Below are 23,977 nucleotides of genomic sequence, written 5' to 3'. Positions count from 1 at the left end.
ATTCTGTAAATGGATCAAGTCGGTAGGGCATGATGCCAAACCGATATGTCAACCGAAGCGATTGTCCCTGGGAAAGCCGCTCGGTGGCATTCTGCCCGCTGCGCCGCGCGCCACGCGCCAGGGCGTCATATCCGTTTCGGTGCGAATGCGCCCGCTTTCTCCCCCCATCGCCCAGCTGAGGCCATTGGCGAGCGGGAAGGCGATCATGTCGGACAGGCCGCCATCCCGATAGCGCTGCAACTGCACGCCCTGGCCACGGGTCATTTCCGGCAGCTCGCTGAGGCGGAACACCAGCAGCTTGCGGTTCTCACCGATCACGGCGACGCTGTCCGCATCCTCGGCAATCGCATGGACGATCTTCAGCTTCGCGCCGGTGCGCACATTCACCACCTGCCTGCCCTTGCGGGTTTCGGCGATGATCTCCTCCATCGGCGCGATGAAGCCGCGCCCGTCGGAAGCGCCCAGCAGCAGCTTGCCACCGGCCCGGGCGGCATGCAGCGCCACGATCTCCACATCATTTTCCAGGTCGATCATCAACCGCACCGGCTCGCCGAAACCGCGCCCGCCCGGCAGCTTGTCCGCGCCCAGCGTGTGGAAGCGGCCATTGGCGCTGGCCACCAGCAGCTTGTCCGTCGTGTACATGCGGATGGGGCCGATGGCCGGATGCGGGCCATCGCCTTCCTTATATTTAACGCCGGCGACGGTGGCATCGTCGACATGCCCCTTCATCGCCCTGATCCAGCCGCGCTGGGAGATGATGACGGTGACGGGCTCGCGCTCGATCATCGCCTCCAGCGGGATTTCGCGCGCGGGCGCGGCTTCCTCGATCAGGGTGCGGCGCCTGCCGAGCGGGGTCTCCGGCCCATAGCGCTTGCGCAGGTCGGCCAGGTCGCGCTTCAGCCGCGTGCGCTGGCGCGCCGGGCTTTCGACCAGCTTTTCCAGCTCCTCGCGCTCCTTGACCAGCTCGCCATGTTCGCGGCGCAGTTCCATCTCCTCCAGCTTGCGCAAGCTGCGCAGCCGCATGTTGAGGATGGCTTCGGCCTGGCGGTCGGTGAGCTGGAACTCGGCCATCATCACCTCCTTGGGCTCATCCTCGGTGCGGATGATCTCGATCACCCGGTCGAGGTTGAGATAGGCGATGATATAGCCGTCGAGCAGCTCCAGTCGGGCGGCGATCTTGTCCAGCCGGTGCTGGGCGCGGCGCACCAGCACGTCGATCTGGTGCGCGAGCCATTCGACCAGCACCTGCCGCAGGCCCATGACGCGCGGCGTATGGGTGGCGTCCAGCACGTTGAGGTTAAGGCCGAAGCGCGTCTCGAGGTCGGTCAGGCGGAACAGGCTGTCCATCAATATCTGCGGATCGACGGTGCGGGCGCGCGGCTCCAGCACGATGCGAATCTCCGCATCGCTCTCGTCCCGCACATCGGCCAGGATCGGCAGCTTCTTGTCGTTGATGAGCGCCGCGATCTGCTCGATCAGCTTGGACTTCTGCACCTGATAGGGGATTTGCGTGACGATCAGCACCCAGGTGCCGCGCCCTTCATCCTCCTTGTGCCAGCGCGCGCGGGTGCGCAGCGATCCGCGCCCGGTGGCATAGGCTTCGGAAATCGCAGCCTGGCTGTCCACCAGCACGCCGCCGGTCGGGAAGTCGGGGCCCGTGACGACCTGCATCAGCGCGGCATGATCGGTTTCCGGCTGGTCGATCAGCAGGGTCGCGGCGTCGATCAGCTCGGCGACATTGTGCGGCGGGATGCTGGTCGCCATGCCGACCGCGATGCCGCTCGCGCCGTTTGCCAGCAGGTTGGGGAACAGGCCGGGGAAGACCTCCGGCTCTTCATCCTCGCCATTATAGGTCGGGCGGAAATCGACCGTGCCTTCGTCCAGCCCGGCCATCAGGTCGCTGGCCGCCTGCGTCAGCCGCGCCTCGGTATAGCGCATGGCCGCCGCGTTATCGCCGTCGATATTGCCGAAATTGCCCTGCCCGTCGACCAAAGGCATGCGCAGCGAGAAGTCCTGCGCCAGGCGGACCATCGCGTCATAGACCGACGTATCGCCATGCGGGTGATATTTGCCGATCACGTCGCCGACCACGCGCGCGCATTTCTTGTACGACGTGGTGTTGCGCGCCGGATTGGCGATCAGCACATCCGGGCTCGCCCCCGCCGGCTCCATCCGCAGCAGTCGCATCGCCCAGAGCAGACGGCGATGCACGGGCTTCAGCCCATCGCGCAGGTCGGGCAGCGACCGGGCGGTGATGGTGGACAGGGCATAGACGAGATAGCGTTCGGACAGCGCGGCGTCGAAAGGATGGTCCTTGATGCTGTCGAACGGGTCGCGGAAATCGGTCATCGCCGCCGGGATAGCAGGGCGATCGCGACTTGGCGAGGGGTGCGCTGGTCAATCGCGCAGCTCAATCCCTCGGCAGGAAAATCCCCTGCGGGTCGCTGGCATGAGCGGCGGCGAATTCCGCGACGATCCAGTCGCGAAAGGCCTTCACCTTGGGCGTGTTGCGGGCGTGCGCGGGGGAGACGACCCAATAGCTCACCCCTTCCCGCACGAAGGAGGGGACCGCCTCCACCAGCAGCCCCGCCTCGATCTCCTGCCGCCACAGATACATGTTGAGGATGGCGATGCCCTGCCCGGCGAGCGCGGCGCGCCCCTCCAGCACCTGGCTGTCGAGCGCGATGGTGCTGCCCTGCTCCCCGTCATTTTCCAGGCCCATGGCCGCGAACCATTCATGCCACCACATGTCGTTGGGCGTCAGGCGCGGCATCGCGCGCAGGGCACGGGCATCGGCGATGGGGCCGTGCCTTGCGAGATAAGCAGGCGTGCAGAGCGGCGCGAGGCGGTTATGGGTGAGCAGCCGCCCATCCAGCCCCGGCCAGTCCCCCTTGCCGCCGCGCACCGCCATGTCGATGCCATCGCGGGCGAAATCGACCAGCGTGTCGGACGTGTGGATACGCACCGCCAGCCCCGGCTGCTTCATCTGGAAAGCGCCGATGCGCGAGGCGAGCCAGAGATGCGCGAAGCTGTTGGTGCAACTGATCGTCAGCACGCTTGCGTCCTCGCCCTTCACCGCCGCGAAGCCCGCGCGCATCTCCCCAAAGGCGCGGGTGAGGATGGGGGCAAGCGCGCGCGCCTTGTCCGTCAGCATCACGCGGCGGCCGGAACGATGAAACAGGCTTATGCCAAGCCGTTCCTCCAGCAGCTTCACCTGATAGCTGACCGCCGCCTGGGTCATGCCCAGTTCCTCTGCCGCGGCGGTGAAATTTTCAAGGCGCGCCGCAGCTTCGAAGACGCGGACGGCGGAAAGGGGCGGCAGGCCGGACATGGCCGAATGATAAGCTGGGCTTATCTAGCCTGTCCATGCTTTTGTTGGCCGCAAGGGCAGGTTCGCGATATCGATCATGGGCGGCCAACAGTCCGCACGATGAAAGGAGATCGACATGCCAAGCGACTATGACAGCCGCCACTGGGCGGAGCATCACCAGCATGTGAGCGCCGGCATCGGCCGCCTGTTCGGGGGCATCATGCAGGCCTTCTGCGTGCTGCACAATATCGAATGGTCGGCGCCCTGGATGGCCGCGAAATGCCTGCCGCGCCGCAAATGAGCGACGGGCGACCGCATAGCGGGTATCGGGCGCCGGACATGGCCGGGGCTGATCGCCATGCCGTTCGGGTGAAGCCGGGAAACGCGATGATCACGCAGCGCAGACCCTGAAACGCGGCACGGGACTCGTTCCAGCATGAGCTGAATGGCGATCGACCCCGGCCTTTCCCCGCCGATCCGGCGCCTGTTACACTTTCCGACAATTATGGCTGCCGCCCGGCACATCCGCGTGACATCCGCCCCTTAGACCCGCTCCATCATCCACGGGACGGGCCATCGTTCATGCCGCGCTTCTTCATCGCACTGGCGTCCATCGCCATCACCGCCGCGCCGCTCTGGACGATGCATTCGGCCCCGCCCCGCCCCATCGCGCAGGCGCCCGGCATCATCGGCCTGGACAAGCCCATCTTCCTGGGACGGATGACGGTCACAGCCTCGCCGCTGCCGGACGACAGGCTGTGACGTGACGGGGGAGAGGATCGCGCATCCTTCCGCAACCACCCTTTCTCCTTCCGCACTTGCGTTTCCCGCCGGCCGCTCCACCTTGGGCGCGTGGCCGATTCTGACATCCCTCCCCTCGCCGTGCCCCCGCTGACGCTGCTCGACGGCGCGGCGCTGTTCCTCGATTTCGACGGGACGCTGGTGCCGCTCGCCGATGTGCCGGATGCCGTGCATGTCGATGCGGACCTACACGCCATGCTGGAACGGCTGCGCGATGCGCTGGCGGGGCGGCTCGCCATCGTCAGCGGCCGGTCGGTGGAAACCCTGCGCGGCAGCTTCGGGCTGGGCGGCTTCCTGCTGTCCGGGTCGCATGGGCTGGAGATGGTGCGGGCAGATGGCAGCATCGCCGCGCCGGAACGGCTGCCGGGCGTGGATGTGGCGCAGGCGGCGCTGGATCGCTTCGCCGCCGGCAGGCCGGGCGTCATCGTGGAGCGCAAGACGCTGAGCGTCGGCCTGCATTACCGCCGCGCGCCGCAATGGGCAGAGGATGCGGCGGTGATCGTGACGGCGCTGGCGCAGGATACCGGCCTGATGATCCAGCCCGGCAAGATGGCGCTGGAACTGCGGCCGGGCGGTGTCGACAAGGGCAGCGCGCTGATGCTGATGATGGATGACAGCCCCATGGCCGGCGGCACGCCGCTGTTCATCGGCGACGACGTGACCGACGAACAGGGCTTCCGCGCCGCCGCCGCCCTGGGCGGCCATGGCATCCTGGTCGGGCCGGCGCGCGACACTCATGCGGTCTGGCGATTGGAACAGGTTGCCGCTGTCAGGCATTACCTCTCCAGCTATGCTGCTACCGCGAAAGGAGGAGCATCAACGCCCTGAAAATGGGGACAAGCACGGATCGGAGATATTTTGAATAGGCGCGACCTCGACCTGTGGCCGATCGGCAATTGCCAGGCATCGGCACTGATCGACAGGGCAGGACGAATGATCTGGGCCTGCGTTCCCAGGGTGGATGGCGATCCCGTCTTTTCCGCACTGCTCGACACCGATGCATGGGACAGCCCGGACGCGCGCGGCTTCTGGGCGATAGAGCTGGAAAACTGCGCCACGGTCGAACAGGCCTATGTGCGCAACACCCCGATCCTGCGGACCCGGCAGACGGACCGGGACGGCAACGCCATCGAGACTTACGACTTCTGCCCCCGATACATGCAACGCGGGCGGATGTATCGCCCGGTCGCCTTCGCCCGCGTGGTGCGCCCCGTCCATGGCAGCCCGCGCATCCGCGTGCGCCTGCGCCCGACGACGAGCTGGAACGCGGAGCGGGTGCCGATCAGCTATGGCTCCAACCATGTCCGCATGCAGCTGAGCTACATGGCCATGCGCCTCTCCACCGACGCGCCCATCGGCCTGATCGCGCAGGAGAGCTTCTTCCGGCTGGAGCAGGACGCGCATTTCTTCCTGGGGCCCGATGAGAGTTTCTCCGACGCGCTGCGCCCCATGGTCGAGCGGATGCTGGACGACACCCAGGCGCAATGGCAGCATTGGGTGCGCGGCCTGGCAACGCCCCCCGAATGGCAGGAGGCGGTGATCCGCGCCGCCATCACCCTGAAACTCTGCCAGCATGAGGAAACCGGCGCGATCGTCGCGGCGCTGACCACCAGCATCCCCGAACATGCCGATAGCGGGCGAAACTGGGACTATCGCTTCTGCTGGATTCGCGACGCCTATTATACGGTGCAGGCGCTGAACCGGCTGGGGGCGCTGGACGTGCTGGAAGCCTATCTCGCCTATCTGCGCAACATCGTGGACGGCGCCAGGGGCGGGCATATCCAGCCGCTCTATGATGTGCGGGGCAATGCCCGGCTGGAGGAATGGGAGGCAGGCAACCTGCCGGGCTATCGCGGCATGGGGCCGGTGCGGGTCGGCAATGCCGCCTATGCGCAGGTGCAGCACGACGCCTATGGCCAGATCGTGCTCTCCTCCGTGCAGGCGTTCATCGACGAGCGGTTGTTGCGCAAGGCGGGCAAGGCGGATTTCGAATCGCTGGAGGACGTGGGCGAGCGGGCATGGGCGGTGTACGACCGGCCCGACGCGGGGCTTTGGGAGCTGCGCACCCGCGCCCATGTCCACAGCTACAGCGCGGTCATGTGCTGGGCGGCGTGCGACCGGCTGGCCCATGCCGCCGCCGCGCTGGACCTGGCCGATCGCGAGGCGCACTGGGCCGGGCGCGCGACGCTGATGCGCGACATCATCCTGCAGGCGGCATGGCGGGAGGAGAGCAACGCCATCTCCGCCACGTTCGAGGAGGATGCGCGCGACGCCTCCCTGCTGCAACTGCTCGACCTGCGCTTCGTCACCGCCGACGATCCGCGCTTCGCCGGCACGCTGGCCGCGCTGGAGGCGGACCTGCGACGCGGCGACGACATGCTGCGTTACAGCGCGCCCGATGATTTCGGCGCCCCCGTCACCGCCTTCAACGTCTGCACTTTCTGGCTGATCGAGGCGCTGCATCGCACGGGACGGACGGAAGAAGCCCGCCGCCTGTTCGAAACCATGCTGGCGCGGCGCACCGCCGCCGGGCTGCTTTCCGAGGATATCGATCCGCTGACGGGAGAATTATGGGGCAATTATCCGCAAACCTATGCGCTCGTCGGCATCATCAACTGCGCCATGCTGCTCAGCAAGCCATGGAGCGAATGCCGATGAGCCGCCTCATCATCATCTCCAACCGGGTCAAGCGCCCCGGCTCGGGCGCCGAGCAGGGCGGCCTTGCGATCGCGCTGGCGGCGGCATTGCGCGAAAGCCGGGGCATCTGGTTCGGCTGGTCGGGCGAGACGACGGAGCAGTTCACCGGCCAGATCGCCTTCAACGAGGATGACGGCGTGAAGACCGCGACCATCGACCTGGAAGCGCAGGATATCGACGAATATTATAATGGCTATGCGAACAAGACGCTGTGGCCGCTGTTCCATTTCCGCATCGACCTGGCCGAATATGAACGCGATTTCGAGGGCGGCTATAACCGGGTGAACGAGCGCTTCGCCGAAACCGCAAGCCCGCTGATCGAGCCCGAAGACACGCTCTGGGTGCATGACTATCACCTGATCCCGCTGGGCCAGATGCTGCGCGCCCGCGGGCACCGGAACCGCATGGGCTTTTTCCTCCACATCCCCTGGCCGCCCACCCGCCTGCTGGTGTCGCTGCCCCATCATATCGAATTGGTGGAATCGCTGTTCGCCTATGACGTGGTGGGCTTCCACACCGAGGAGTGGCTGGAATCCTTCCGCCATTATGTCGAAAAGGAAATGGGCGGCACGGTGCAGGGCGACCTCGTCACCCTGGGAGACCGCACCATCCAGGCGGTCGCCTGCCCGATCGGCATCGACGCGAAGGAATTCGTGGCGGCGAGCACCAGCCCGGCGGCGCTGGAGATGCAGGGCCGGGTCGATGACTCGCTGCAGAAACGGGCGATGATCGTGGGCGTCGACCGGCTGGACTATTCCAAGGGGCTGGAGGAGCGCTTCAACGGCTATGCCCGCTTCCTGAAGGACAATCCCGACATGCACCGCAAGGTGGTGCTGACCCAGATCGCGCCGCCCTCACGCGGGGAGGTGGAGAGCTACCAGCAGATCCGCGCGACGCTGGATGCGCTGGCGGGGCGGATCAACGGCGAATATAGCGATGTCGACTGGACACCCATTCGCTACGTCAACCAGGGCTATCCGCGCGACCAGCTGGCCGGCATCTATCGCGCCGCGCGCATCGGGCTGGTGACGCCGCTGCGCGACGGGATGAACCTGGTCGCCAAGGAATATGTCGCGGCGCAGGACCCGCAAGACCCCGGCGTGCTCATCCTCTCGCGCTTTGCCGGCGCGGCGCTGCAGCTCAAGGACGCATTGCTCGTCAACCCCTACAGCCCCGAGGAGATGTCGGATGCGATCCAGCGCGCGCTCGCCATGCCGCTGGACGAACGCAAGCGGCGCTGGCGCGCGATGATGGACTGCGTGATGCAGCAGGACGTGGTCTGGTGGCGGACCTGCTTTACCGGCCGGCTCCAGCCGCAGCAGACAGAGGCAGCGGAACCGGCGACGGCAGAATAGTTCCAGGTTGGAACAAGTTGTCGTGTTGGTTAATCACTCGATAGGCATTTTTTGTAAGAATGGACCATGGTTGCCGCTCGGTCCTTTATCATGCGCAATGCCGCGATGTGGCTTCAGGTCGCGTGCATTTGTGCGGCATTTGCCGTGATGGCCTTCATGCCCCCGCGTACGGGCCGCATGATGCTGTTGCCGCTGGGCATGCGCAGCCATGGAGAGATGCTGTCCCTTGCGATCGCCAGGGGGGCCTCGCCGGTCGGATATGGACCGGCTGCCGGCTCGCTGGTGGTGGAGGGCGCGCGCGACCGGCTGGTCCTTGCCATGCTGGCGCACGGCATCGTCACGATCGCCGCGCCGGCGGCAGGATGCGGCGCAAGGCCGACGGGAGGGGGACGGAGAACATGAACGAACTGGAGCAATTGCGCAGGCGTGGCATCACCCTGCTCGCCGCTGGCGGCTGGGTCGCGGTGCTGGCATTGCTGATCATCGGCATCAACACGGGATCGCCCGATCTGGGTGCCGTCCTCGCGCTCGCGGTGATCGCCAATATCGTGCCCACGGCGATGGCGCTGCGCCATCGCCACGACGACGCCGCGCGACTGACCGTCGGCACGCTGGCGGCCATCCACCCGGCGCTGGGCGTCTATCTGCTTGCCGGCCATCAATGGCAGACGGACGGGCATATGTATTTCTTCGTCACGCTGGCGGCGCTGACGGTGCTGTGCGACTGGAAGCCGATTGCGCTCGCCTCGGTGCTGATCGCGCTGCACCATCTGCTGCTGGAATTCATCGCGCCATCCTGGGTTTTCGTATCGGTCAGCAATCTGGCGCGGGTGGCGATCCATGCGATTGCCGTGCTCCTTCAGTTCGCCGCGCTGGGCTATGTGACCGTCCAGCTGCGCGCGCTGATGATCCGGCAGGGCGAGGCGCGCGCGCAAAGCGAGACACTGGCCGCCGAGGCCATAGAGCAGCGGCGCGAGGTCGAGGCGGCCATGCAGCTGGTGCGCGACGCGCAACGGCGCGAGACCGAGGAACGCGGCAGGCGCGAAGCCACGGAACGTCAGGCAAGCGCATCGCGGCGCGACGACATGCTGGCGCTGGCGCAGGCCTTCCACGCCTCCGTGGCCGAAGTGGTGCAGTCCATCGGCACGGCGTCCGAAGCCCTTGAGCAATCGGCCGTCTCCCTGAACAGCATCGCCCACAAGACCAGCCATGAGGCGACCGAAACCGCCGCCCATGCGCAGCAGTCCTCCCATGCCGCCGACATTCTGGCGGGTCGCATCCAGGACCTGTCGGAATCGATCAGCGCCATCGCCGCCAGCGCGGAACAACAGGCGACGCTTTCGAGCAACGCCCATATGCTCTCGACATCGGGGCATGACATGGTGCGTGCGCTGGCACGGCGGACGGGCACGATCATGGACTTTGCCGATTCGATCCATGAGATCGCCGCGCGCACCAACCTGCTTGCGCTCAACGCCACCATAGAGGCCGCGCGCGCAGGCGATGTCGGACTGGGCTTTGCCGTGGTCGCCGGCGAAGTGAAGCAGCTGGCGGGCCAGACCGCCAATGCCACGGGCGAGATCCGGCTGCTGTCCGATTCCGTTCAGACGGGCGCGGATGGCGCCGACAACAAGCTGAACCACATCACCCAGATCATGGGCGAGCTGGACGATTCGGCCAAGGCGATCCGCGCGACGGTGGAGCTGCAGCGCGAGACCGCAATGGTCATCGAGCATACCGCGCGCGAAACGGCGATGGGCGCGACCCGCATCGCCACCCAGATCGAGTCGGTCGTTTCCATGGCCAGCGTCACCGAGACGCTGTCCGGAAAGGTCTCCGGCGCCGCCACCGGCCTTGCCCACAGCGCCCGCGCGCTACAGCAGGCATCGGACGATTTCGTCAGCCGCGTGCATGCCGCCTGATGGCGTTCATCCCCCTGGCGGCCCGCCACTATTTGCACCCGAACCCGCTTTCGTCTATGGGCGCGAACACCAGCCCCGGCATCGCTGATCCCCAAGAGATTCGCGTCGCCGGGGCGCCGTTTTTTGTCCAGTCAGGAACATGCCCATGGCACGTCGCCGCCAGATTTACGAAGGCAAGGCCAAAATCCTTTACGAAGGCCCCGAGCCCGGCACGCTGATCCAGTATTTCAAGGATGACGCGACCGCTTTCAACGCCCAGAAAAAGGGTACGATCAACGGCAAGGGCGTTCTGAACAATCGCATTTCCGAGCATATCTTCACGCTGCTCGGCAATATCGGCGTGCCCACCCACTTCATCCGCCGCCTGAACATGCGCGAGCAGCTGATCCGCCAGGTGGAGATCGTGCCGATCGAAGTGATCGTGCGTAATGTCGCGGCCGGATCGCTCAGCAAGAAGCTGGGCATCGAGGAAGGCACGCAGCTGCCCCGCACGCTGATCGAATATTGCTACAAGGACGATGCGCTGGGCGACCCGCTGGTTTCCGAAGAGCATATCGCCTGCTTCGGCTGGGCCAGCCAGGACGAGATGCACGACATCGCCGACATGGCGATCCGCGTGAACGACTTCATGAGCGGTCTTTTTGCCGGCATCGGCATCCGCCTGGTCGATTTCAAGCTGGAATTCGGCCGCGTGTGGGAGGGCGACTTCAGCCGCGTCATCCTGGCCGACGAGATCAGCCCGGACGGCTGCCGCCTGTGGGACATGGCGACCGGCGAAAAGCTGGACAAGGACCGTTTCCGCCGCGACCTGGGCGGCGAAGTGGAAGCCTATCAGGAAGTCGCCCGCCGCCTTGGCCTGATGCCGGAGGGCACGGACACGACCGTGCTGGACCTCGACACGCATCGCAAGAAGCGCGGCAGCTGAGACAGCGCGGGCGCGCCCTCTGTTGATGGCGCGATGGCTTGAGACCGGCGCGCGCTGAACAGGCTTCAGCCGCGCCCGCGATAGCCGACCACGGCGCCCATCACGAAGGTCGCGAGCAGCGCAAGCTGGATGCGGCCATGCGGGTCGTCATAGCCGATGATCTGCCCGCCCCAGGCGAGCAGCGCGATATAGGCCGCCAGTACGAGTGCGGACATAGCCTTGCCCCCATCCTCTCCGATCCGGAGGCTATCATGGGTGGCTTTAAGGCTTTGCTAATGGCCGGGGGCGGGTCGCCCGCCCGCCATCGCGCGAAAAAACTGGCAAAGGACGCGCGCAGCCGCTTCATCTTGCGGCAGAGTTCGGCTAGGGGGTGCGCGCAGTCGCACCATGTTGACATGCGATCGTCCGGTCGCGGGGCATTTTCCCCACGGCCGACATCGCACCAGGGAGATCCGATCCGATGAAAGCCCGCATCTTCGTTACGCTCAAGGGCGGCGTGCTGGACCCGCAGGGCCGCGCCATCCACCATGCGCTGGAGGGGCTGGGCTTTGGCGGCGTCAACGACGTGCGCGCCGGCAAGCTGATCGAGCTGGACCTGGCCGATGGCACCAGCGATGAAGACATCGACGCGATGTGCCGCAAGCTGCTGGCCAACACCGTCATCGAAAACTACCGGATCGAAAAGGTCGCCTGAGCCATGAAAAGCGCGGTCATCGTCTTCCCCGGCTCCAATTGCGACCGCGACCTTGCCGTCGCCTTCGAAACGGTTTCGGGCCGCGCGCCCACGATGGTCTGGCACCGCGACACCGAACTGCCCGACGATATCGACCTGATCGGCGTGCCGGGCGGCTTTTCCTATGGCGACTATCTGCGCTCCGGCGCGATGGCGGCCCGCTCGCCGGTGATGCAGGCGGTGGCGAAGGCGGCCGAGCGCGGCGCCTATGTACTGGGCATCTGCAACGGCTTCCAGGTGCTGACCGAAAGCGGCCTGCTGCCCGGCGCGCTGCTGCGCAATGCCGGCGGCCATTTCGTCTGCCGCGACGTCGCGCTGAGCGTGGAGAACAGCCAGACCGCCTTCACCAGCCGCTATGACGCGGGCGAGGCGATCAGCTTCCCCGTCGCCCATCATGACGGCAATTATTTCGCCGACACGCAAACGCTGGACCGGCTGGAAGGCGAAGGCCGCGTGGCGCTGCGCTATGCCGAAAGCGTCAACGGCTCCGCGCGGGACATTGCCGGCATCCTCAACGAGGCCGGCAATGTGCTGGGCATGATGCCCCACCCCGAACGCGTGATCGAGCCCGCCCACGGCGGCACCGATGGCCGCCGCCTGTTCGAAGGACTGGTGGAGGGCTTGCTCGCGCGGGCTTGAGGGTGGCGACGCCTCTCAGCGCGTAGCGTGCGGGAGGACGGCTGGTTGCGGCCAAAGTCGGACATTTCTTTTTTGTCATCCTGAACTTGTTTCAGGATCTATCTCACCTTCTCAACCACCGTCTGTTGGGAAAAATGGATGCTGAAACAAGTTCAGCATGACGGGTGGAAGGGAAGTGGCCTCCCCACCCAACTTCGTCATTCCCGCGCAGGCGGGAATCCATCTCTCATCGGAAGGCACTGGATGTCATGTCAGGAGAGGGTCCCCGCCTGCGCGAAGATGACAATATGGGATGGATGGCGACGCACCGCCCACCCATCAGCCTCCCCTCAAGCCTCCGCTTCCACCTCAACTTCGCCCCCGCGCCGTTCCGTCCACCAGCGCCGGGCGCGCAGGAAGGCGAAGACCAGGGTGGGCATCGCCATGGTGTTGAGGATGTCGTGTTGCGAGGCGGGCCAGTTGCTTTCGATGCTGCCGGCCGGCTGGTTGAGGTCGATGAACTCGTTGATGAGTTCCGCCGCCAGCAGCAGCGCCCAGGGCAGCGGATTGTCGAGCGCGCGGCGGGTCGCGACGGCAGCGGCCAGCCAGCCGATGATGCCGACATGCACGTGCAGCGCATCGGGCGACAGGTTGAGCCAGGCTTCGACCGCCCTCTTCGTGCCGCCCCAGATGACCGCGACTTTCTCAAAATGCAGCGCCATCACAGCCTCGTGCGGAACGGCGTGAAATCGGTGCCCTTGTCGAAGATGTCGATCCCTTCGCGGCGCTTGAGGCTGTTCACCACCAGATAAGTGACGGGCGTCAGCACCGCTTCCCAGCCGACCTTGAGCGCCCAGTTGGTGACCATCACGGTCAGCACCTGATCCCTGCTCCAGATGCCCAGGAAGGCGAGCGGATAGAACAGGATGCTGTCCACCCCCTGCCCCACGATGGTCGACCCGATGGTCCGCATCCACAAATGCCTGCCCTGCGTCAGCAGCTTCATGCGGGCGAGGACGAAGCTGTTGGCGAATTCCCCCGCCCAGAAGGCGGTGAGCGAAGCAAAGACGATGCGCCAGGTGTTGCCGAACACCGATTCATAGGCCGCCTGCCCGCTCCAGCCGGGCGCAGGCGGCAGGGCGACGACGACATAGCTCATCAGCGCCATGAACAGCATCGCGCCAAAGCCCGCCCAGACGCAGCGGCGCGCGCGGGCATAGCCATAGACCTCCGTCAGCACGTCGCCCAGCACATAGCCCAGCGGGAAGAACAGGATGCCCGCGCCGAAGGTGAAACCGCCCAGCATGGAGAGCTTGGCCGCGCCGATGAGGTTCGACAGCAGCAGGATGGCCACGAAGGCCGCCATCATGAAATCGAAATAGCGCAGCGGCCGGTTGCCCAGCGCGACCGCGTCGAGCCGGTGGGGGGCATGTGCGCCCGGCGCATCCTGCGCGCTCATATCTTCTCGCAATTGCACAACGGCCTGCATATCGCAGTCATGCGTCATTGCAATGGCATTGCAATGCCTTTGCATCGGCGCAGATGGACATCCCGGCCCGCACGCACGCATTTGCAAGCCGCCGCGCGCGCCGCTATGGGCGACCTGCGGCATGTGGCCCCGTAGCTCAACTGGATAGAGCACCCGCCTTCTAAGCGGGATGTTGCGTGTTCGAGTCACGCCGGGGTCACCATCGCGCCTACCCGCAGGACCATCGCTGGACGCGCCGAAACAGGGTGGAGGCGCGATCGCGCGCGATCCCTGCATAGGGGCCGGCACGAGGTTGACCGGCACCGCAATCGGCGGGACGAGCGACCTGGTCCGGGCACAAGAAACAAATTGGGTCGTCGGCGCCCCGGGCTTTCGACGGGCCGCATGTTCCGGGCCGTCAGGTGGGTCCACCCGACGGGAACATACTCCGCGCCGCGATCGGGTTCCCGCGCTTTTCCCTAAGCCGGGCCGTCTCCAAGGGGCCTCCCGAGCCTTTCGAGCAGCCGCTCGGCCACAGATCGGCGGATCGGGTGGCCATCGCGGATCTTCACCCAGGTGTTCATGCTGATCCCGAATGTCGCCATGATGCATTCGGGCGTCTGCGCGCGCAGCATGATGCGCATGTCGTCCACCACCGATTCCGGGATGATCCGCATATTGGCCATGGGGGCCGTGCGGGCCAGGTGCGATGCGGGTGCGATAGTCTCCACGGTCGTTCCTCCGGGCATTGCGTTCAGCGATATCCTGCAACGGCCAGGATCGTGATGAGATCCAGCGTACGAACCCGCACCGCCGGCACGCGCGCCACGCCGATCCATTCGTCGAGCGAGTGGCCCCGGCCGCCCTCCGCGGCACGCGCGATCGTGATCGCGGGAATGCCCAGGCTCATCGCAACGTTCGAATCCGTCGAGCCCGCGCCATATTCGGGCGCGATGCCGGCCGCCATATAGGCGGCCGCGGCGAAGCGGACGATGTCGCTGTCCTTCGCCGTCGCGCCCGCCGGCCGGTCTCCGACCAGCTTGAGGTCCGCCTTCACCGGCCCTTCCTTCGTGGACCGCGCGGCATTCTCGACATCGACGGCATCGCGCACGCCGGCCAGGAAGCCGCGTTCGACCTGCGCCAATGCCTCCGCGCTTTCCGAACGCATGTCGACTTCCAGCCACACGTCGCGCGGAATGGCGTTCACCGAGGTGCCACCGCCGACCACGCTGGCGCTGTACGTGGTCTTCGGGCTGGCGGGCACGGGAATCTTGTAGAGATTGACCACCGACTGGGCGAGTGCGGACAGCGGATTGACCAGCCCGAACGCACCAAAGCTGTGCCCGCCGGGGCCGGTGAAGCTGACCCGGTAGCGCTTGGACCCCACGCCGCCGATCGTGAATTCGGCCGAGGACGTGCCGTCGATCGAGAAGAAGGCGCCGATCCTGCCGGCATATCTGCTTTTGGTGAACAGATAGCGGACCCCGCGCAGGTCGCCCAGCCCCTCCTCCCCCACGGTGCCGACGAACAGGATATCGTCGGGCGTGCGGATGCCCGCCTTCTCCATCGCCCCGATCAGGCTGAGCTGGGTGGCAAGGCCGGCGCTGTCGTCGCCCACGCCGGGCGCGAACAGCCTGTCGCCCTCGCGCCGCACCTTGATGGGCGTGCCCTCGGGGAAGACCGTGTCCATATGGGCCGAGACGACCACCAGCTTGCCGCTGCCGCCGCCCGCGCCCTTGCGTAGCCCGGTCACATTGCCTTCCGCGTCGATCACGACATCGGCCAGCCCCGCGGCGCGGAACCGATCGGCATAGGCGCTGGCACGCGCCGATTCCTTGAACGGCGGCGACGGGATTTCGGCCAGCGCGACGATGTCGGCGACCCATTGGTCATGGGTACGATCGATCTCGGCGATCGCCGCCTTGACCTGCGGCCGGGCAGCGATCGCCCGCACCACCCGGGCATGATCGGTCGCGGCGGCGGCGGGGGCCGCCGCCGCGCTTGCGGGCGCAAGAGCGGAAAGCGCGGCGGCGCAGGCCAGGAGCGGCGGCATCTTCATGATCGACCGGCCCCGCTCAGTCGCCGTGCGCCAGCGCGATGACGATGGCCAGCCCCACCTGCATGCCCCCCAGCGACGGTTCCTTGTCGAGCGGCAGCGATTCGTCCAGCGAGTGGCCGCGCGCCGGCGCGAAGCCGGAACCGAGCGTCACCGCCGGGATACCCATGCTCATCGGGATGTTCGAATCGGTCGATCCGATGCGGTATTTGGGCGTGACGCCGACCGCGTTCATCGCCGCCGTCGCCACCTGGACGATCTCGCTGTCGACCGGCGTCTGGCCCACCGGGCGATCGCCGATCAGCTTGGCTTCATAGCTGATCTCGCCCAATTTGGTGGAGCGCGCCGCATTTTCGGCCGCCACCGCCTTGGGCAGGATGTCCATCAGATAATCGACTTCGGCCTGGAGCGCTTCCTTGCTCTCCGAACGCATGTCGATCGTCATCGCCACGTCATGCGGGATCGAATTGACCGAGGTGCCGCCTTCGACAATGCCGACGTTGAACGTCGTCTTGGGGGCTTCGGGCACCTTCATCTGGCCGAACGCGACGATGGCGTTGCTCATCGCATAGGACGGGTTCACCATGCCGAACGCGCCATAGCTGTGCCCGCCCGGCCCGTGGAAGTTGACGCGATAGCGCTTCGATCCGACGCCGCCATTGGCGATTGCCCCGCGTCCGGTCTCGAACGAGATGAACTGCTTGATGCGGTCCTTATACTTGCTCTTGGTGAACAGGTAGCGCACGCCGCGCAAGTCGCCCGCGCCTTCCTCGCCGACATTGCCGACGAACAGGATGTCGTTCCTGGTCTTGACGCCGGCGCGGTCGAGCGCGCGGATGAAGGCGAGCAGCACCGCAAGGCTGCATGTGTCGTCACCGATGCCGGGCGCGGCAAGGCGATTGCCCTCGCGGCGCACCTTCACGTCGGTGCCCGGCGGGAAGACCGTATCGAGATGCGCGGCGATCACCAGCAGCGGGCCGCCGGGCGCGGTCCCCCTGCGCAGGCCGCTCGCATTGCCCTCGGCGTCGATCTCGACGTCGCTCAGCCCGGCTTCCTTCAGCATCGCGGCATAGGCCTTGGCGCGCTCGGCCTCGTGGAACGGCGGCGCGGGGATCTCGGTCAGGGTGATGACATCCTGGACGATCCGGTCCCAGTCGGACTCCAGGCTGGCCTTGGCCTTGGCGAAGGTCGGGCTCGCCATAAGCGTCTTGAGCCGCGCGACGGCCGCGGGAGACGCGGTCTGCGCCGAAGCCGGCGCCGCGCAGGCGATGACCGCAGCGGCGCTCGCCGCCACGATAAGCGGACGGGTGAACATTGATCTTATCCTCTCTGGTGGAGATTGAGGGGGGCTGGCGGGCCGCATCGCGATGGACGCGGCCCGCCGCCGGGAGGTTTTTCAGAACTTGAACCGCACGCCGCCGGCAAAGGTACGGCCGATGATGTCGTATGTGCCCTGGTTGCCGGTGGTGGTGAGGATATAGGCGAACGGATTGCCGTTCTGGATGTTGTTGGTGATGTTGCGCACCGTCGCGAACAACTGCACATGGCGGCCGTCGCCATAGTCCTTGAGCGTATACTGGATCGAGGTGCTCAGCAGGAATTGCGGGGCGATGTCGTTGGTGCCGTCCAACCGGGCGACCAGATAGGTGCCCGCCGGGTCGCGATCGTTGGTATAGTGGCCGCCACCGATATAGCGCCCTTCCAGATAGATGCCGAACGGCCCCTGATCATAGTTGAGCGTGGCGTTGAAGCGCCAGCTCGGGTTGGTGCTCTCACCCGCGCTGTCGGAGACGCGGCCATTATAGACCTGCTCATATTTGGCGAGATAGGTGGCCAGCAAGCGGGCGCTGAACCTGCCGTCGAGCACGCCGAACCAATTGTCGACATTGCTGGTGTAGCTGGCCTCGAAATCCACGCCGCGCACGTCGAGCGTGCCCTGGTTGATATATTGGCGCAGGATCTGGCTGATACGTTCATTGTCGCCGGCATAGCCGCCGCCGCGCGTGATCAGGTCGCAATAGGTCTGGATATGGTTGGTGTAGCAGCCATCGAGCACGTCGGAGACCGCCGGCAGGCCGATCGAGTCCTTCAGCTTGATGCTGTAATAGTCGATCGAGGCATTGAAGCCGCGCGCCAGGTTGAGCACGATGCCGGCGGTCCAGGTGTCGCCGATCTCGGGCTTCAGGTCGCGATTGCCCTGCTGGGGCGAGAGCGCGGCATATTGGATGTTGCCGAGCAACGGATCGATCACCGAGGTGGACTGGGTGATGGACGAGGCGAACAGCTCGCCCAGCGCAGGCGCGCGGATATCACGCGAGCGCGTGGCCCGCAGCCGCAGGAAATCGTTGACTTCCCAGGTCGCGCCCAGCTTCCAGCTCGTCACGCCGCCGCTGGTGCTGTAGTCGGTGTAGCGCACCGCACCGTTCAGATCGAGATTCTTGACGAACGGCACGTCCTTGAGCAGCGGCACCAGGACTTCGCCATAGATTTCCTTGACGTTGACATTGCCCGACAGCGCCTTGGGATTGTGGATGTTCCAGCCCGTGGTCGCCGAGATCGGATCGACGGTCTGGGCGACCGATTCCTCGCGCCATTCCACGCCCGCCGCGACCGAAACCTCACCCGCCCAGAGCGAGAAGGGGGTGCCGCTGATGTCGGCCGCGGCCGATTTCTGCTTGAACACCGCATCCTGCCACGACGTGCCGGTCACATAGTTGATCGCCTCCTGGCTGGGCGCGCCTTCGCCGAACAGGTTGATCGGCACGCAGCCATTGCCCGCCGCGGTGAGGGTGGAACGGCAGACGATCTGGCCGTTCGCGGGATTGACCACCGCGTCGAGCGCCTGGCGCCAGTTGGCGTTCAGGCGGTTGCCGCGCACATCCTCGCGATAATCATTCTGGCCCATCTGGAAATAGGCGCTCCACTTCCAGTCGGTCAGCACCTTGCCCTCGGCGCCGATCAGGTAGCGCTGGGTCTGGTTGACGTTGAGCGGACGGTTGTAGGAAACGTCGCGGCTGATCCGCCCCAGATTGAGCGAGGCCAGGCCGTTCGCCTTCATCGTATCCTTGATGCTCTGCGGCAGGAAGGCGTTGTCCGCGTTGATCTTGATCGTGCCGAGATCATAGGGAAGCGACAGGTAGAAATCGGTGCGGCTGCGCGCATAGCTCGCCTCGCCGAACAGCGTGAACGCGTCGGAGACATCGTAGCTGGCGCGGGCAAAGACGTTCACCCGGTTGAGCGGCACCTGGAGCTGGCCGAGCTGGTTCGACGTGACCGTGCCGATCGGGCTGCCGCCGACCATATATTGCGAGCCGACCAGCGTGCCGTAGTTGAACGGCGCCGGCACGCCGCCGGGCAGGAACTGCGTGCCCTTCAGGATGGTGCTGGCCGCGCCGCCGGTGGTGGTGCTGCCCGTGATCAGGCCGCCCAGCGTGGCGGTGGAGACGTTGACATTGTCGGCCAGGTAACTGCGCGGCTGGCCATTGCCGAGCACATAATTGGGATTGGCGATGACGTTCCACTTCGAGCTGGCCAGGATCGGGCGGCTGGAGCCCGGCCCGATGCCGTTGCCGTCCTCCCACTCGCCCGCGATCACGAAATTGCCGCGGTCGTCGGCGAAATTGGTGCCCCAGGAAAGCGCGGCCCGATATTTCTTGCCGTCGCCATAATTGGAGATGCCATATTGGGCCGACCCTTCCAGGCCCGTCATCTTCTTCTTGAAGATCAGGTTGACCACGCCCGCGATCGCATCCGACCCCCAGGCGGCCGAGGCGCCGCCGGTGACGACTTCGGCGCGCTCGATCAGCACGGTCGGGATGACGTTGAGGTCGACGCGGCCCTGCACCGTGGCGGGGACGAAGCGATGCCCGTCCACCAGCACCAGCGTGCGGACCTCGCCCAGGTTGCGCAGGTCGACCAGGTTGGCGCCGCTGTTGAGCGAGGTGTGGTTGGTCGAGGTGGGCGTGGTGCCCGCGCCGAAGGCGGGCATCGTGTTGAGCACGTCGGCGACGTTGGTCGCGGCCTGCTTCTGGAAATCCTCGACGCCGACCACGGTGGTGGGGGTCGGGGCGGTGAAGCCGCTGCGGGCGATGCGCGACGCGGTGACGACGATTTCGCCGCTTTCGGCCGGCGCGCTGTCGCCCACGCCAGTCTGGTCGCCTGCCGGAACGGCGGCGGCCGGCGCGACGGCCTGCGCATGGAGCGGCGAGGCCATGCCCAGGCCGATGGCAAAGGCCAGCGCCAGCATGCTGCCGCCGCGCAGCAGCCGGCAGTCGGATTCGATCGATCGACGAGACTTGGTCATTGACACACCCCCTTGTTATTCGCGACGCCTTCCAGCACCCGATCTGCATTCCTCTGGTTTTTTCTGTTCTGCCCGGAGCGCGATTCCGCTTTCGGGATGGGACAAGCTATGGTCGCCGACCTGTCATCAAGCTGTCGCTTTTCTGCAAATTACAGCGCGGTCGAATTCCAGACTATGACAGCTTGGTGACAGCTAGCTCCCGCACACATTGATGCATCATTGCCAAGACAGGGTCGCCTCCATGCTTCTGAGTACGTCCGGTATCCGCACCATCGCCATCGCGTCCGCCACCATTTTCGCGGCATCCACGGCAACCGCGCAGGAGACACCCTTCACCCCGGCCCCGCCGGCCGCCAGGCCGATCACCATCCATGCGGGCGAATTGATCGACGGCAAGGGCAAGGTGGTCCGTGACGTCACGGTGACGGTGCTCGGCACGAAGATCACCGCGATCGCGCCAGGCAAGCCGGCCGCGCCGACCTATGATTTCGCGAAGCTGACGGTCATGCCCGGCATGATCGACACCCATGTCCACATCACCGCGCATTTCAACGACGAAGGGCGCGCGACCGACAAGGGCGAAACCGGCGAGCAGAAGGGCCTGAAATGGGCCGAGAATGTCTATGTTACCCTGCTGAGCGGCTTCACCACCGTCCAGAGCATCGGCGCCGACGACGATCTCGTGCTGCGCAAGGCCATCGAGGGCGGCCGGCTGCCGGGGCCGCGGCTGCTGACCTCGGCCAAGCCGATCAACAATCCGAAGATGACCCCGGACGAGATCCGCGCCTTTGTCGATGCGACCAAGGCGAAGGGCGCCGACGTCGTGAAGATCTTCGCGTCGGCCAGCAGCCGCGACGGCGGCGCGCCGACCATGACCGATGCCCAGATGGAAGCCGCCTGCGGCGAAGCACGCAAGATCGGCATCCGCACCTGGGTCCACGCCCATGCCGCCGCCGCGGTGCGCCAGGCGATCAACGCCGGCTGCTACGCGATCACCCATGCCCGCTACATCACCCAGGCCGAACTCGACCTGGCCGCCGCGCGCGGCGTCTTCATCGAGCCGTCCTGGGGCGTGGTGCAGCAGAATTATCTCGCGCACCAAGCGAACTACGAAGGCATCGGCAATTACAGCAAGGAAGCCTTCGCGCAGATGCGTCGCTATCAGCCGAGCACGCCGGCGGTCTGGCGCATGATGCTGCAGACAAAGGGGCTCAAGCTTTTGGCGGGCGGCGACACCAATGCCGGTGGCGAAGGGCATAATGTCGAGGAGACGATCTGGCGCGTCGAACATGGCCAATCCGCGATGGACGGCATCACGACCACCACCTCGGCCGATGCGGCCGCGCTGGGCCTGGGCGACGTCACCGGATCGATCGCGCCGGGCATGGAAGCGGACATCATCGCGGTCGCCGGAGACCCGCTGAAGGACATCACCGCACTGCGCAACGTCGTCTTCGTGATGAAGAGTGGAAAAGTATACAAAAATGTGGCTCAATAGGCAGGCTCAGAATCGATGCGTTAACAGGGTTGGCGCCGGACGCTGAAACGATCTGCTGTAGGGACATGGGGAGCAGGGTGCCGCTGAACTGACCGGGGGGAGAAGGACAGTTGCGGTTCATGATTGTAGAGGACGATGCCAGTCTCGCACGGGGGATGGAGGCGTTGCTCGGCGCGGCCGGTTTCACGGTCGACATCTTCTCGACCGGCGAGGAAGCCATCGACATCGCCATGAGCGAGCCCTACAGCGCCATCATCCTCGATCTGGGCCTGCCCGACATGGATGGGCTGGAAGTGCTCCAGACCATGCGCCGCCGTGGCATCACCACCCCGATCATGATCCTCACTGCCCGCGATTCGCTTGCCGACCGGGTCGACGGGCTCGACAAGGGGTCCGACGACTATCTTTCCAAGCCCTTCCATCCGCGCGAGCTGGAATCGCGCGTGCGCGCGCTGGTCCGGCGCGGCCAGGGCACGCCGGACCCGGTGCTGAAGATCGGCAGGCTCGCCTTCAACCGGTCGAGCCGGACCGTCTATCTCGACGACATGGCGATCGACCTGCGCCGCCGTGAGCTGGCGGTGCTGGAGGTCTTGATGGGCCGCCCGGGCAAGATCGTCGCCAAGGAGCGCCTGTCGGCCGAGGTCTTCAACTTCAACGATGCGGTCGCCCCCAATGCGCTGGAAGTCTATGTCGGCCGGCTGCGGCGCAAGCTGATGCCGAACGGACCGGTGATCCGCACCGTGCGCGGGCTTGGCTATATGATCGACGCCACCTGAACGGCATGGCGCGAACGCGATCCGTGTCGCTGCGGGGCCGCCTGACGGGCGCGGTCATGGTCCCGCTCGCGGCACTGGTGCTGCTGTTCGGCGGCATCACCAGCTGGACGCTCCACACCAACTATTCGCGCACGTCGGATCGCGTGCTGGTGGGGTCGGTGCGCACGGTGAGCGTGGCACTCAATGCCGACGAGACGCTGCGGCCCAAATTGGTCCCGCTCGCCATCCACCTGCTCAAGCGCCGCGCGCGCGCCGTCACGGTGTTCAGCATCTATCATGGCAACACGCTGGTCGCGGGCATGCCCGCTCTGAAACCGCCGACCGACTACGACCTGAACGACCACATCGCCGACCGGCATCCGCCCGCGACCTTCCCGCAGCCCTTTCGCGACGTCCGGCTGGATCGTGGCTATGTCGACCCCAAGGATGCGCAGACGGTGGTGCAGGCGGCCTATCTGCGCGACGGCATGCTGAACGGCAAGGAGGTGCGGATCGCGACCGAGATCCGCAGGATACCGGGCGATCCGCACGCGATCGCGATCCAGGTCGCCGATTTCCGGGACGATCGCCGCGCCTATGAGCAGGGCTATTATCTCCAGGTGGCCGGCGGCGGCATCTTGATCCTGCTGATCGCCGTGCTGCTGTTCTGGTGGGCGATCAGCTGGGGCCTGGCGCCGTTCGCGGGGCTCACCGCGCAGGTCGAGGCCGCGCGCGAGGTCGCGCCGGTACATTTCCGCCTGATCCCGCCGCCCAATATGCTGCGCGAGGCGCTGCCGTTCGTCCAGGCGTTCAACGCGCTGATGGTGCGCGCCGAAAAGGCGACCGAATCGCTGCGCCAGTTCACGGCCAACGCATCGCATCAGATGCGCACCCCGCTGGCGATCGTGCGGGTGCATCTGGGCGTGCTCGAACGCTTCGGCGCCAATTCGCCCAAGGGGGAGGCGGCGCTGCGCGAGATTCCCGAAGCCGTCGCGTCGCTTGAGCGCCTGCTGCTGCAGCTCATCGCGCTGGCCCGCACGGAGGAACAGGCGATCGACCCGGAAATGGCATTCGACCTGGCGGAGACCGCCGCGACCGTGACCGGCGAGCGTGCGGCACTGATCGAGGACGACCGGCTCGACATGGCGTTCGAACGCGACGGCGCAGGGCCGATGATGGCGTTCGGCCACCCGGCGCTCGCGGCGGAGATGATCGGCAACCTGATCGACAATGCGATCCGCTACAATCGCCCCGGGGGTTCGGTGGTCGTTCGCTTGCGGCGCGACCGGGAAAGCGCGCGGGTGCAGATCGAGGACGACGGCCCGGGCATTCCGGAAACCGAGCGCGAGCGGGTCTGGGAGCGCTTCTATCGCCTCCACAACGATAATGGCCAGACGGGCAGCGGCCTGGGCCTGCCGATCGTCCGGGCGCTGGCCGAACGGATGGGCGCCAGCGTCTCGCTGAGCTGCGGCCGTGGCGGCCGGGGCCTGTGCGCGACCGTGGCGTTCAAGGCTGTCGCATAAGGCGGTGCATCGT

At 66.1% G+C, this 23,977-nt stretch carries 22 protein-coding genes and 1 tRNA gene; 14 read left to right on the top strand and 9 right to left on the bottom strand.

Annotation, left to right across the window (positions count from 1 at the left end; translation table 11 throughout):
- Positions 1-48 precede the first annotated feature (48 nt).
- A complete protein-coding gene (parC, locus tag WFP78_RS06075) occupies positions 49-2,349 on the bottom strand; it encodes a DNA topoisomerase IV subunit A (RefSeq protein WP_336959748.1) in 2,301 nt (766 codons plus the stop codon).
- 61 nt (positions 2,350-2,410) lie between these two features.
- A complete protein-coding gene (locus tag WFP78_RS06070) occupies positions 2,411-3,331 on the bottom strand; it encodes a LysR substrate-binding domain-containing protein (protein ID WP_336959747.1) in 921 nt (306 codons plus the stop codon).
- Positions 3,332-3,446: 115 nt separating this feature from the next.
- Between WFP78_RS06070 and WFP78_RS06065 the strand changes: the two genes are divergently transcribed.
- From WFP78_RS06065 to purC, 8 genes are all read left to right on the top strand, one after another.
- Positions 3,447-3,611 carry a hypothetical protein gene (locus WFP78_RS06065; protein WP_336959745.1) on the top strand — a complete coding sequence of 55 codons (165 nt, stop codon included), beginning with the start codon at positions 3,447-3,449 and terminating at the stop codon, positions 3,609-3,611.
- A gap of 281 nt (positions 3,612-3,892) precedes the next feature.
- The gene (locus tag WFP78_RS06060; RefSeq protein ID WP_336959744.1) at positions 3,893-4,072 is read left to right on the top strand and encodes a hypothetical protein; all 180 of its coding nucleotides are present in this window, start codon (positions 3,893-3,895) and stop codon (positions 4,070-4,072) included.
- A 90-nt stretch (positions 4,073-4,162) separates the two neighbouring features.
- The gene (otsB, locus tag WFP78_RS06055; protein ID WP_336959742.1) at positions 4,163-4,939 is read left to right on the top strand and encodes a trehalose-phosphatase; all 777 of its coding nucleotides are present in this window, start codon (positions 4,163-4,165) and stop codon (positions 4,937-4,939) included.
- A gap of 51 nt (positions 4,940-4,990) precedes the next feature.
- Positions 4,991-6,769: a glycoside hydrolase family 15 protein gene (locus tag WFP78_RS06050; protein WP_336959955.1), complete on the top strand. Its 1,779-nt coding sequence runs from the start codon at positions 4,991-4,993 to the stop codon at positions 6,767-6,769.
- Positions 6,766-8,163 (top strand): alpha,alpha-trehalose-phosphate synthase (UDP-forming), encoded by a 1,398-nt coding sequence (locus WFP78_RS06045; RefSeq protein ID WP_336959740.1) that lies wholly within the window; start codon positions 6,766-6,768, stop codon positions 8,161-8,163. Before WFP78_RS06050 ends, WFP78_RS06045 begins: the two co-directional genes overlap by 4 nt.
- Positions 8,164-8,319: 156 nt before the next feature.
- A complete protein-coding gene (locus WFP78_RS06040) occupies positions 8,320-8,565 on the top strand; it encodes a hypothetical protein (RefSeq protein WP_336959739.1) in 246 nt (81 codons plus the stop codon).
- A complete protein-coding gene (locus WFP78_RS06035; protein ID WP_336959737.1) occupies positions 8,562-10,085 on the top strand; it encodes a methyl-accepting chemotaxis protein in 1,524 nt (507 codons plus the stop codon). The genes WFP78_RS06040 and WFP78_RS06035 overlap by 4 nt, the downstream gene beginning before the upstream one ends.
- A gap of 145 nt (positions 10,086-10,230) precedes the next feature.
- Positions 10,231-11,010 carry a phosphoribosylaminoimidazolesuccinocarboxamide synthase gene (purC, locus tag WFP78_RS06030; RefSeq protein ID WP_336959735.1) on the top strand — a complete coding sequence of 260 codons (780 nt, stop codon included), beginning with the start codon at positions 10,231-10,233 and terminating at the stop codon, positions 11,008-11,010.
- Between the two features lie 65 nt (positions 11,011-11,075).
- Here the strand turns inward: purC and WFP78_RS06025 are convergent, their stop codons facing one another.
- Positions 11,076-11,225, bottom strand: coding sequence for a hypothetical protein (locus tag WFP78_RS06025; protein ID WP_336959734.1), 150 nt, complete (start codon positions 11,223-11,225; stop codon positions 11,076-11,078).
- 245 nt (positions 11,226-11,470) lie between these two features.
- On the opposite strand from WFP78_RS06025, the gene purS reads away from it, so the two are divergent.
- Together purS and purQ are read left to right on the top strand one after the other, a co-directional pair.
- The gene (gene purS, locus WFP78_RS06020) at positions 11,471-11,704 is read left to right on the top strand and encodes a phosphoribosylformylglycinamidine synthase subunit PurS (protein WP_004207358.1); all 234 of its coding nucleotides are present in this window, start codon (positions 11,471-11,473) and stop codon (positions 11,702-11,704) included.
- A gap of 3 nt (positions 11,705-11,707) precedes the next feature.
- A complete protein-coding gene (gene purQ / locus WFP78_RS06015; RefSeq protein WP_336959731.1) occupies positions 11,708-12,382 on the top strand; it encodes a phosphoribosylformylglycinamidine synthase subunit PurQ in 675 nt (224 codons plus the stop codon).
- Positions 12,383-12,711: 329 nt separating this feature from the next.
- Here purQ and WFP78_RS06010 read toward each other — a convergent pair whose 3' ends face one another.
- Positions 12,712-13,083, bottom strand: coding sequence for a hypothetical protein (locus WFP78_RS06010; RefSeq protein ID WP_336959729.1), 372 nt, complete (start codon positions 13,081-13,083; stop codon positions 12,712-12,714).
- Complete coding sequence (locus WFP78_RS06005; protein ID WP_336959727.1) at positions 13,083-13,820, bottom strand: queuosine precursor transporter; 738 nt, start codon at positions 13,818-13,820, stop codon at positions 13,083-13,085. The genes WFP78_RS06010 and WFP78_RS06005 overlap by 1 nt, the downstream gene beginning before the upstream one ends.
- 155 nt (positions 13,821-13,975) lie before the next feature.
- On the opposite strand from WFP78_RS06005, the gene WFP78_RS06000 reads away from it, so the two are divergent.
- Positions 13,976-14,052, top strand: a tRNA-Arg gene (locus WFP78_RS06000).
- A gap of 256 nt (positions 14,053-14,308) precedes the next feature.
- On the opposite strand, the gene WFP78_RS05995 is transcribed toward WFP78_RS06000, so the two are convergent.
- The 4 genes from WFP78_RS05995 to WFP78_RS05980 all read right to left on the bottom strand — a co-directional run bounded on the left by WFP78_RS05995 (position 14,309) and on the right by WFP78_RS05980 (position 20,188).
- On the bottom strand, positions 14,309-14,560 hold the full coding sequence (locus WFP78_RS05995) for a hypothetical protein (RefSeq protein ID WP_336959725.1): 252 nt from the start codon (positions 14,558-14,560) through the stop codon (positions 14,309-14,311).
- 23 nt (positions 14,561-14,583) lie between these two features.
- A complete protein-coding gene (locus tag WFP78_RS05990; RefSeq protein ID WP_336959723.1) occupies positions 14,584-15,888 on the bottom strand; it encodes a M20/M25/M40 family metallo-hydrolase in 1,305 nt (434 codons plus the stop codon).
- 16 nt (positions 15,889-15,904) lie between these two features.
- Positions 15,905-17,200 carry a M20/M25/M40 family metallo-hydrolase gene (locus WFP78_RS05985; protein ID WP_336959721.1) on the bottom strand — a complete coding sequence of 432 codons (1,296 nt, stop codon included), beginning with the start codon at positions 17,198-17,200 and terminating at the stop codon, positions 15,905-15,907.
- A gap of 81 nt (positions 17,201-17,281) precedes the next feature.
- Positions 17,282-20,188, bottom strand: coding sequence for a TonB-dependent receptor plug domain-containing protein (locus WFP78_RS05980; RefSeq protein ID WP_336959719.1), 2,907 nt, complete (start codon positions 20,186-20,188; stop codon positions 17,282-17,284).
- 241 nt (positions 20,189-20,429) lie between these two features.
- Between WFP78_RS05980 and WFP78_RS05975 the strand changes: the two genes are divergently transcribed.
- The 3 genes from WFP78_RS05975 (at position 20,430) to WFP78_RS05965 (ending at position 23,964) form a co-directional block, all read left to right on the top strand.
- Positions 20,430-21,686, top strand: a complete 1,257-nt coding sequence (locus WFP78_RS05975) for an amidohydrolase family protein (protein ID WP_336959717.1) — start codon at positions 20,430-20,432, stop codon at positions 21,684-21,686.
- 110 nt (positions 21,687-21,796) lie between these two features.
- Positions 21,797-22,462: a response regulator transcription factor gene (locus WFP78_RS05970; protein WP_336959715.1), complete on the top strand. Its 666-nt coding sequence runs from the start codon at positions 21,797-21,799 to the stop codon at positions 22,460-22,462.
- 23 nt (positions 22,463-22,485) lie between these two features.
- Complete coding sequence (locus tag WFP78_RS05965) at positions 22,486-23,964, top strand: sensor histidine kinase (RefSeq protein WP_336959713.1); 1,479 nt, start codon at positions 22,486-22,488, stop codon at positions 23,962-23,964.
- Positions 23,965-23,977: the final 13 nt, after the last annotated feature.

Source organism: Sphingobium aquiterrae (assembly GCF_037154135.1).
GTDB lineage: Bacteria > Pseudomonadota > Alphaproteobacteria > Sphingomonadales > Sphingomonadaceae > Sphingobium > Sphingobium aquiterrae.
The sequence above is the reverse complement of the archived record's forward strand: the minus strand, read 5'-3'. Positions and strand labels throughout refer to the sequence as shown.

Excerpts from the sequence above, each read along its gene's own strand:
- parC (WP_336959748.1), bottom strand. The coding sequence starts at position 2,349 with ATGACCGATTTCCGCGACCCGTTCGACAGCATCAAGGACCATCCTTTC.
- WFP78_RS06070 (WP_336959747.1), bottom strand. The coding sequence starts at position 3,331 with ATGTCCGGCCTGCCGCCCCTTTCCGCCGTCCGCGTCTTCGAAGCTGCG.
- WFP78_RS06065 (WP_336959745.1), top strand. The coding sequence starts at position 3,447 with ATGCCAAGCGACTATGACAGCCGCCACTGGGCGGAGCATCACCAGCAT.
- WFP78_RS06060 (WP_336959744.1), top strand. The coding sequence starts at position 3,893 with ATGCCGCGCTTCTTCATCGCACTGGCGTCCATCGCCATCACCGCCGCG.
- WFP78_RS06045 (WP_336959740.1), top strand. The coding sequence starts at position 6,766 with ATGAGCCGCCTCATCATCATCTCCAACCGGGTCAAGCGCCCCGGCTCG.
- WFP78_RS06040 (WP_336959739.1), top strand. The coding sequence starts at position 8,320 with ATGCCCCCGCGTACGGGCCGCATGATGCTGTTGCCGCTGGGCATGCGC.
- WFP78_RS06035 (WP_336959737.1), top strand. The coding sequence starts at position 8,562 with ATGAACGAACTGGAGCAATTGCGCAGGCGTGGCATCACCCTGCTCGCC.
- purC (WP_336959735.1), top strand. The coding sequence starts at position 10,231 with ATGGCACGTCGCCGCCAGATTTACGAAGGCAAGGCCAAAATCCTTTAC.
- WFP78_RS06025 (WP_336959734.1), bottom strand. The coding sequence starts at position 11,225 with ATGTCCGCACTCGTACTGGCGGCCTATATCGCGCTGCTCGCCTGGGGC.
- purS (WP_004207358.1), top strand. The coding sequence starts at position 11,471 with ATGAAAGCCCGCATCTTCGTTACGCTCAAGGGCGGCGTGCTGGACCCG.
- purQ (WP_336959731.1), top strand. The coding sequence starts at position 11,708 with ATGAAAAGCGCGGTCATCGTCTTCCCCGGCTCCAATTGCGACCGCGAC.
- WFP78_RS06010 (WP_336959729.1), bottom strand. The coding sequence starts at position 13,083 with ATGGCGCTGCATTTTGAGAAAGTCGCGGTCATCTGGGGCGGCACGAAG.
- WFP78_RS06005 (WP_336959727.1), bottom strand. The coding sequence starts at position 13,820 with ATGAGCGCGCAGGATGCGCCGGGCGCACATGCCCCCCACCGGCTCGAC.
- WFP78_RS05990 (WP_336959723.1), bottom strand. The coding sequence starts at position 15,888 with ATGAAGATGCCGCCGCTCCTGGCCTGCGCCGCCGCGCTTTCCGCTCTT.
- WFP78_RS05985 (WP_336959721.1), bottom strand. The coding sequence starts at position 17,200 with ATGTTCACCCGTCCGCTTATCGTGGCGGCGAGCGCCGCTGCGGTCATC.
- WFP78_RS05980 (WP_336959719.1), bottom strand. The coding sequence starts at position 20,188 with ATGACCAAGTCTCGTCGATCGATCGAATCCGACTGCCGGCTGCTGCGC.
- WFP78_RS05975 (WP_336959717.1), top strand. The coding sequence starts at position 20,430 with ATGCTTCTGAGTACGTCCGGTATCCGCACCATCGCCATCGCGTCCGCC.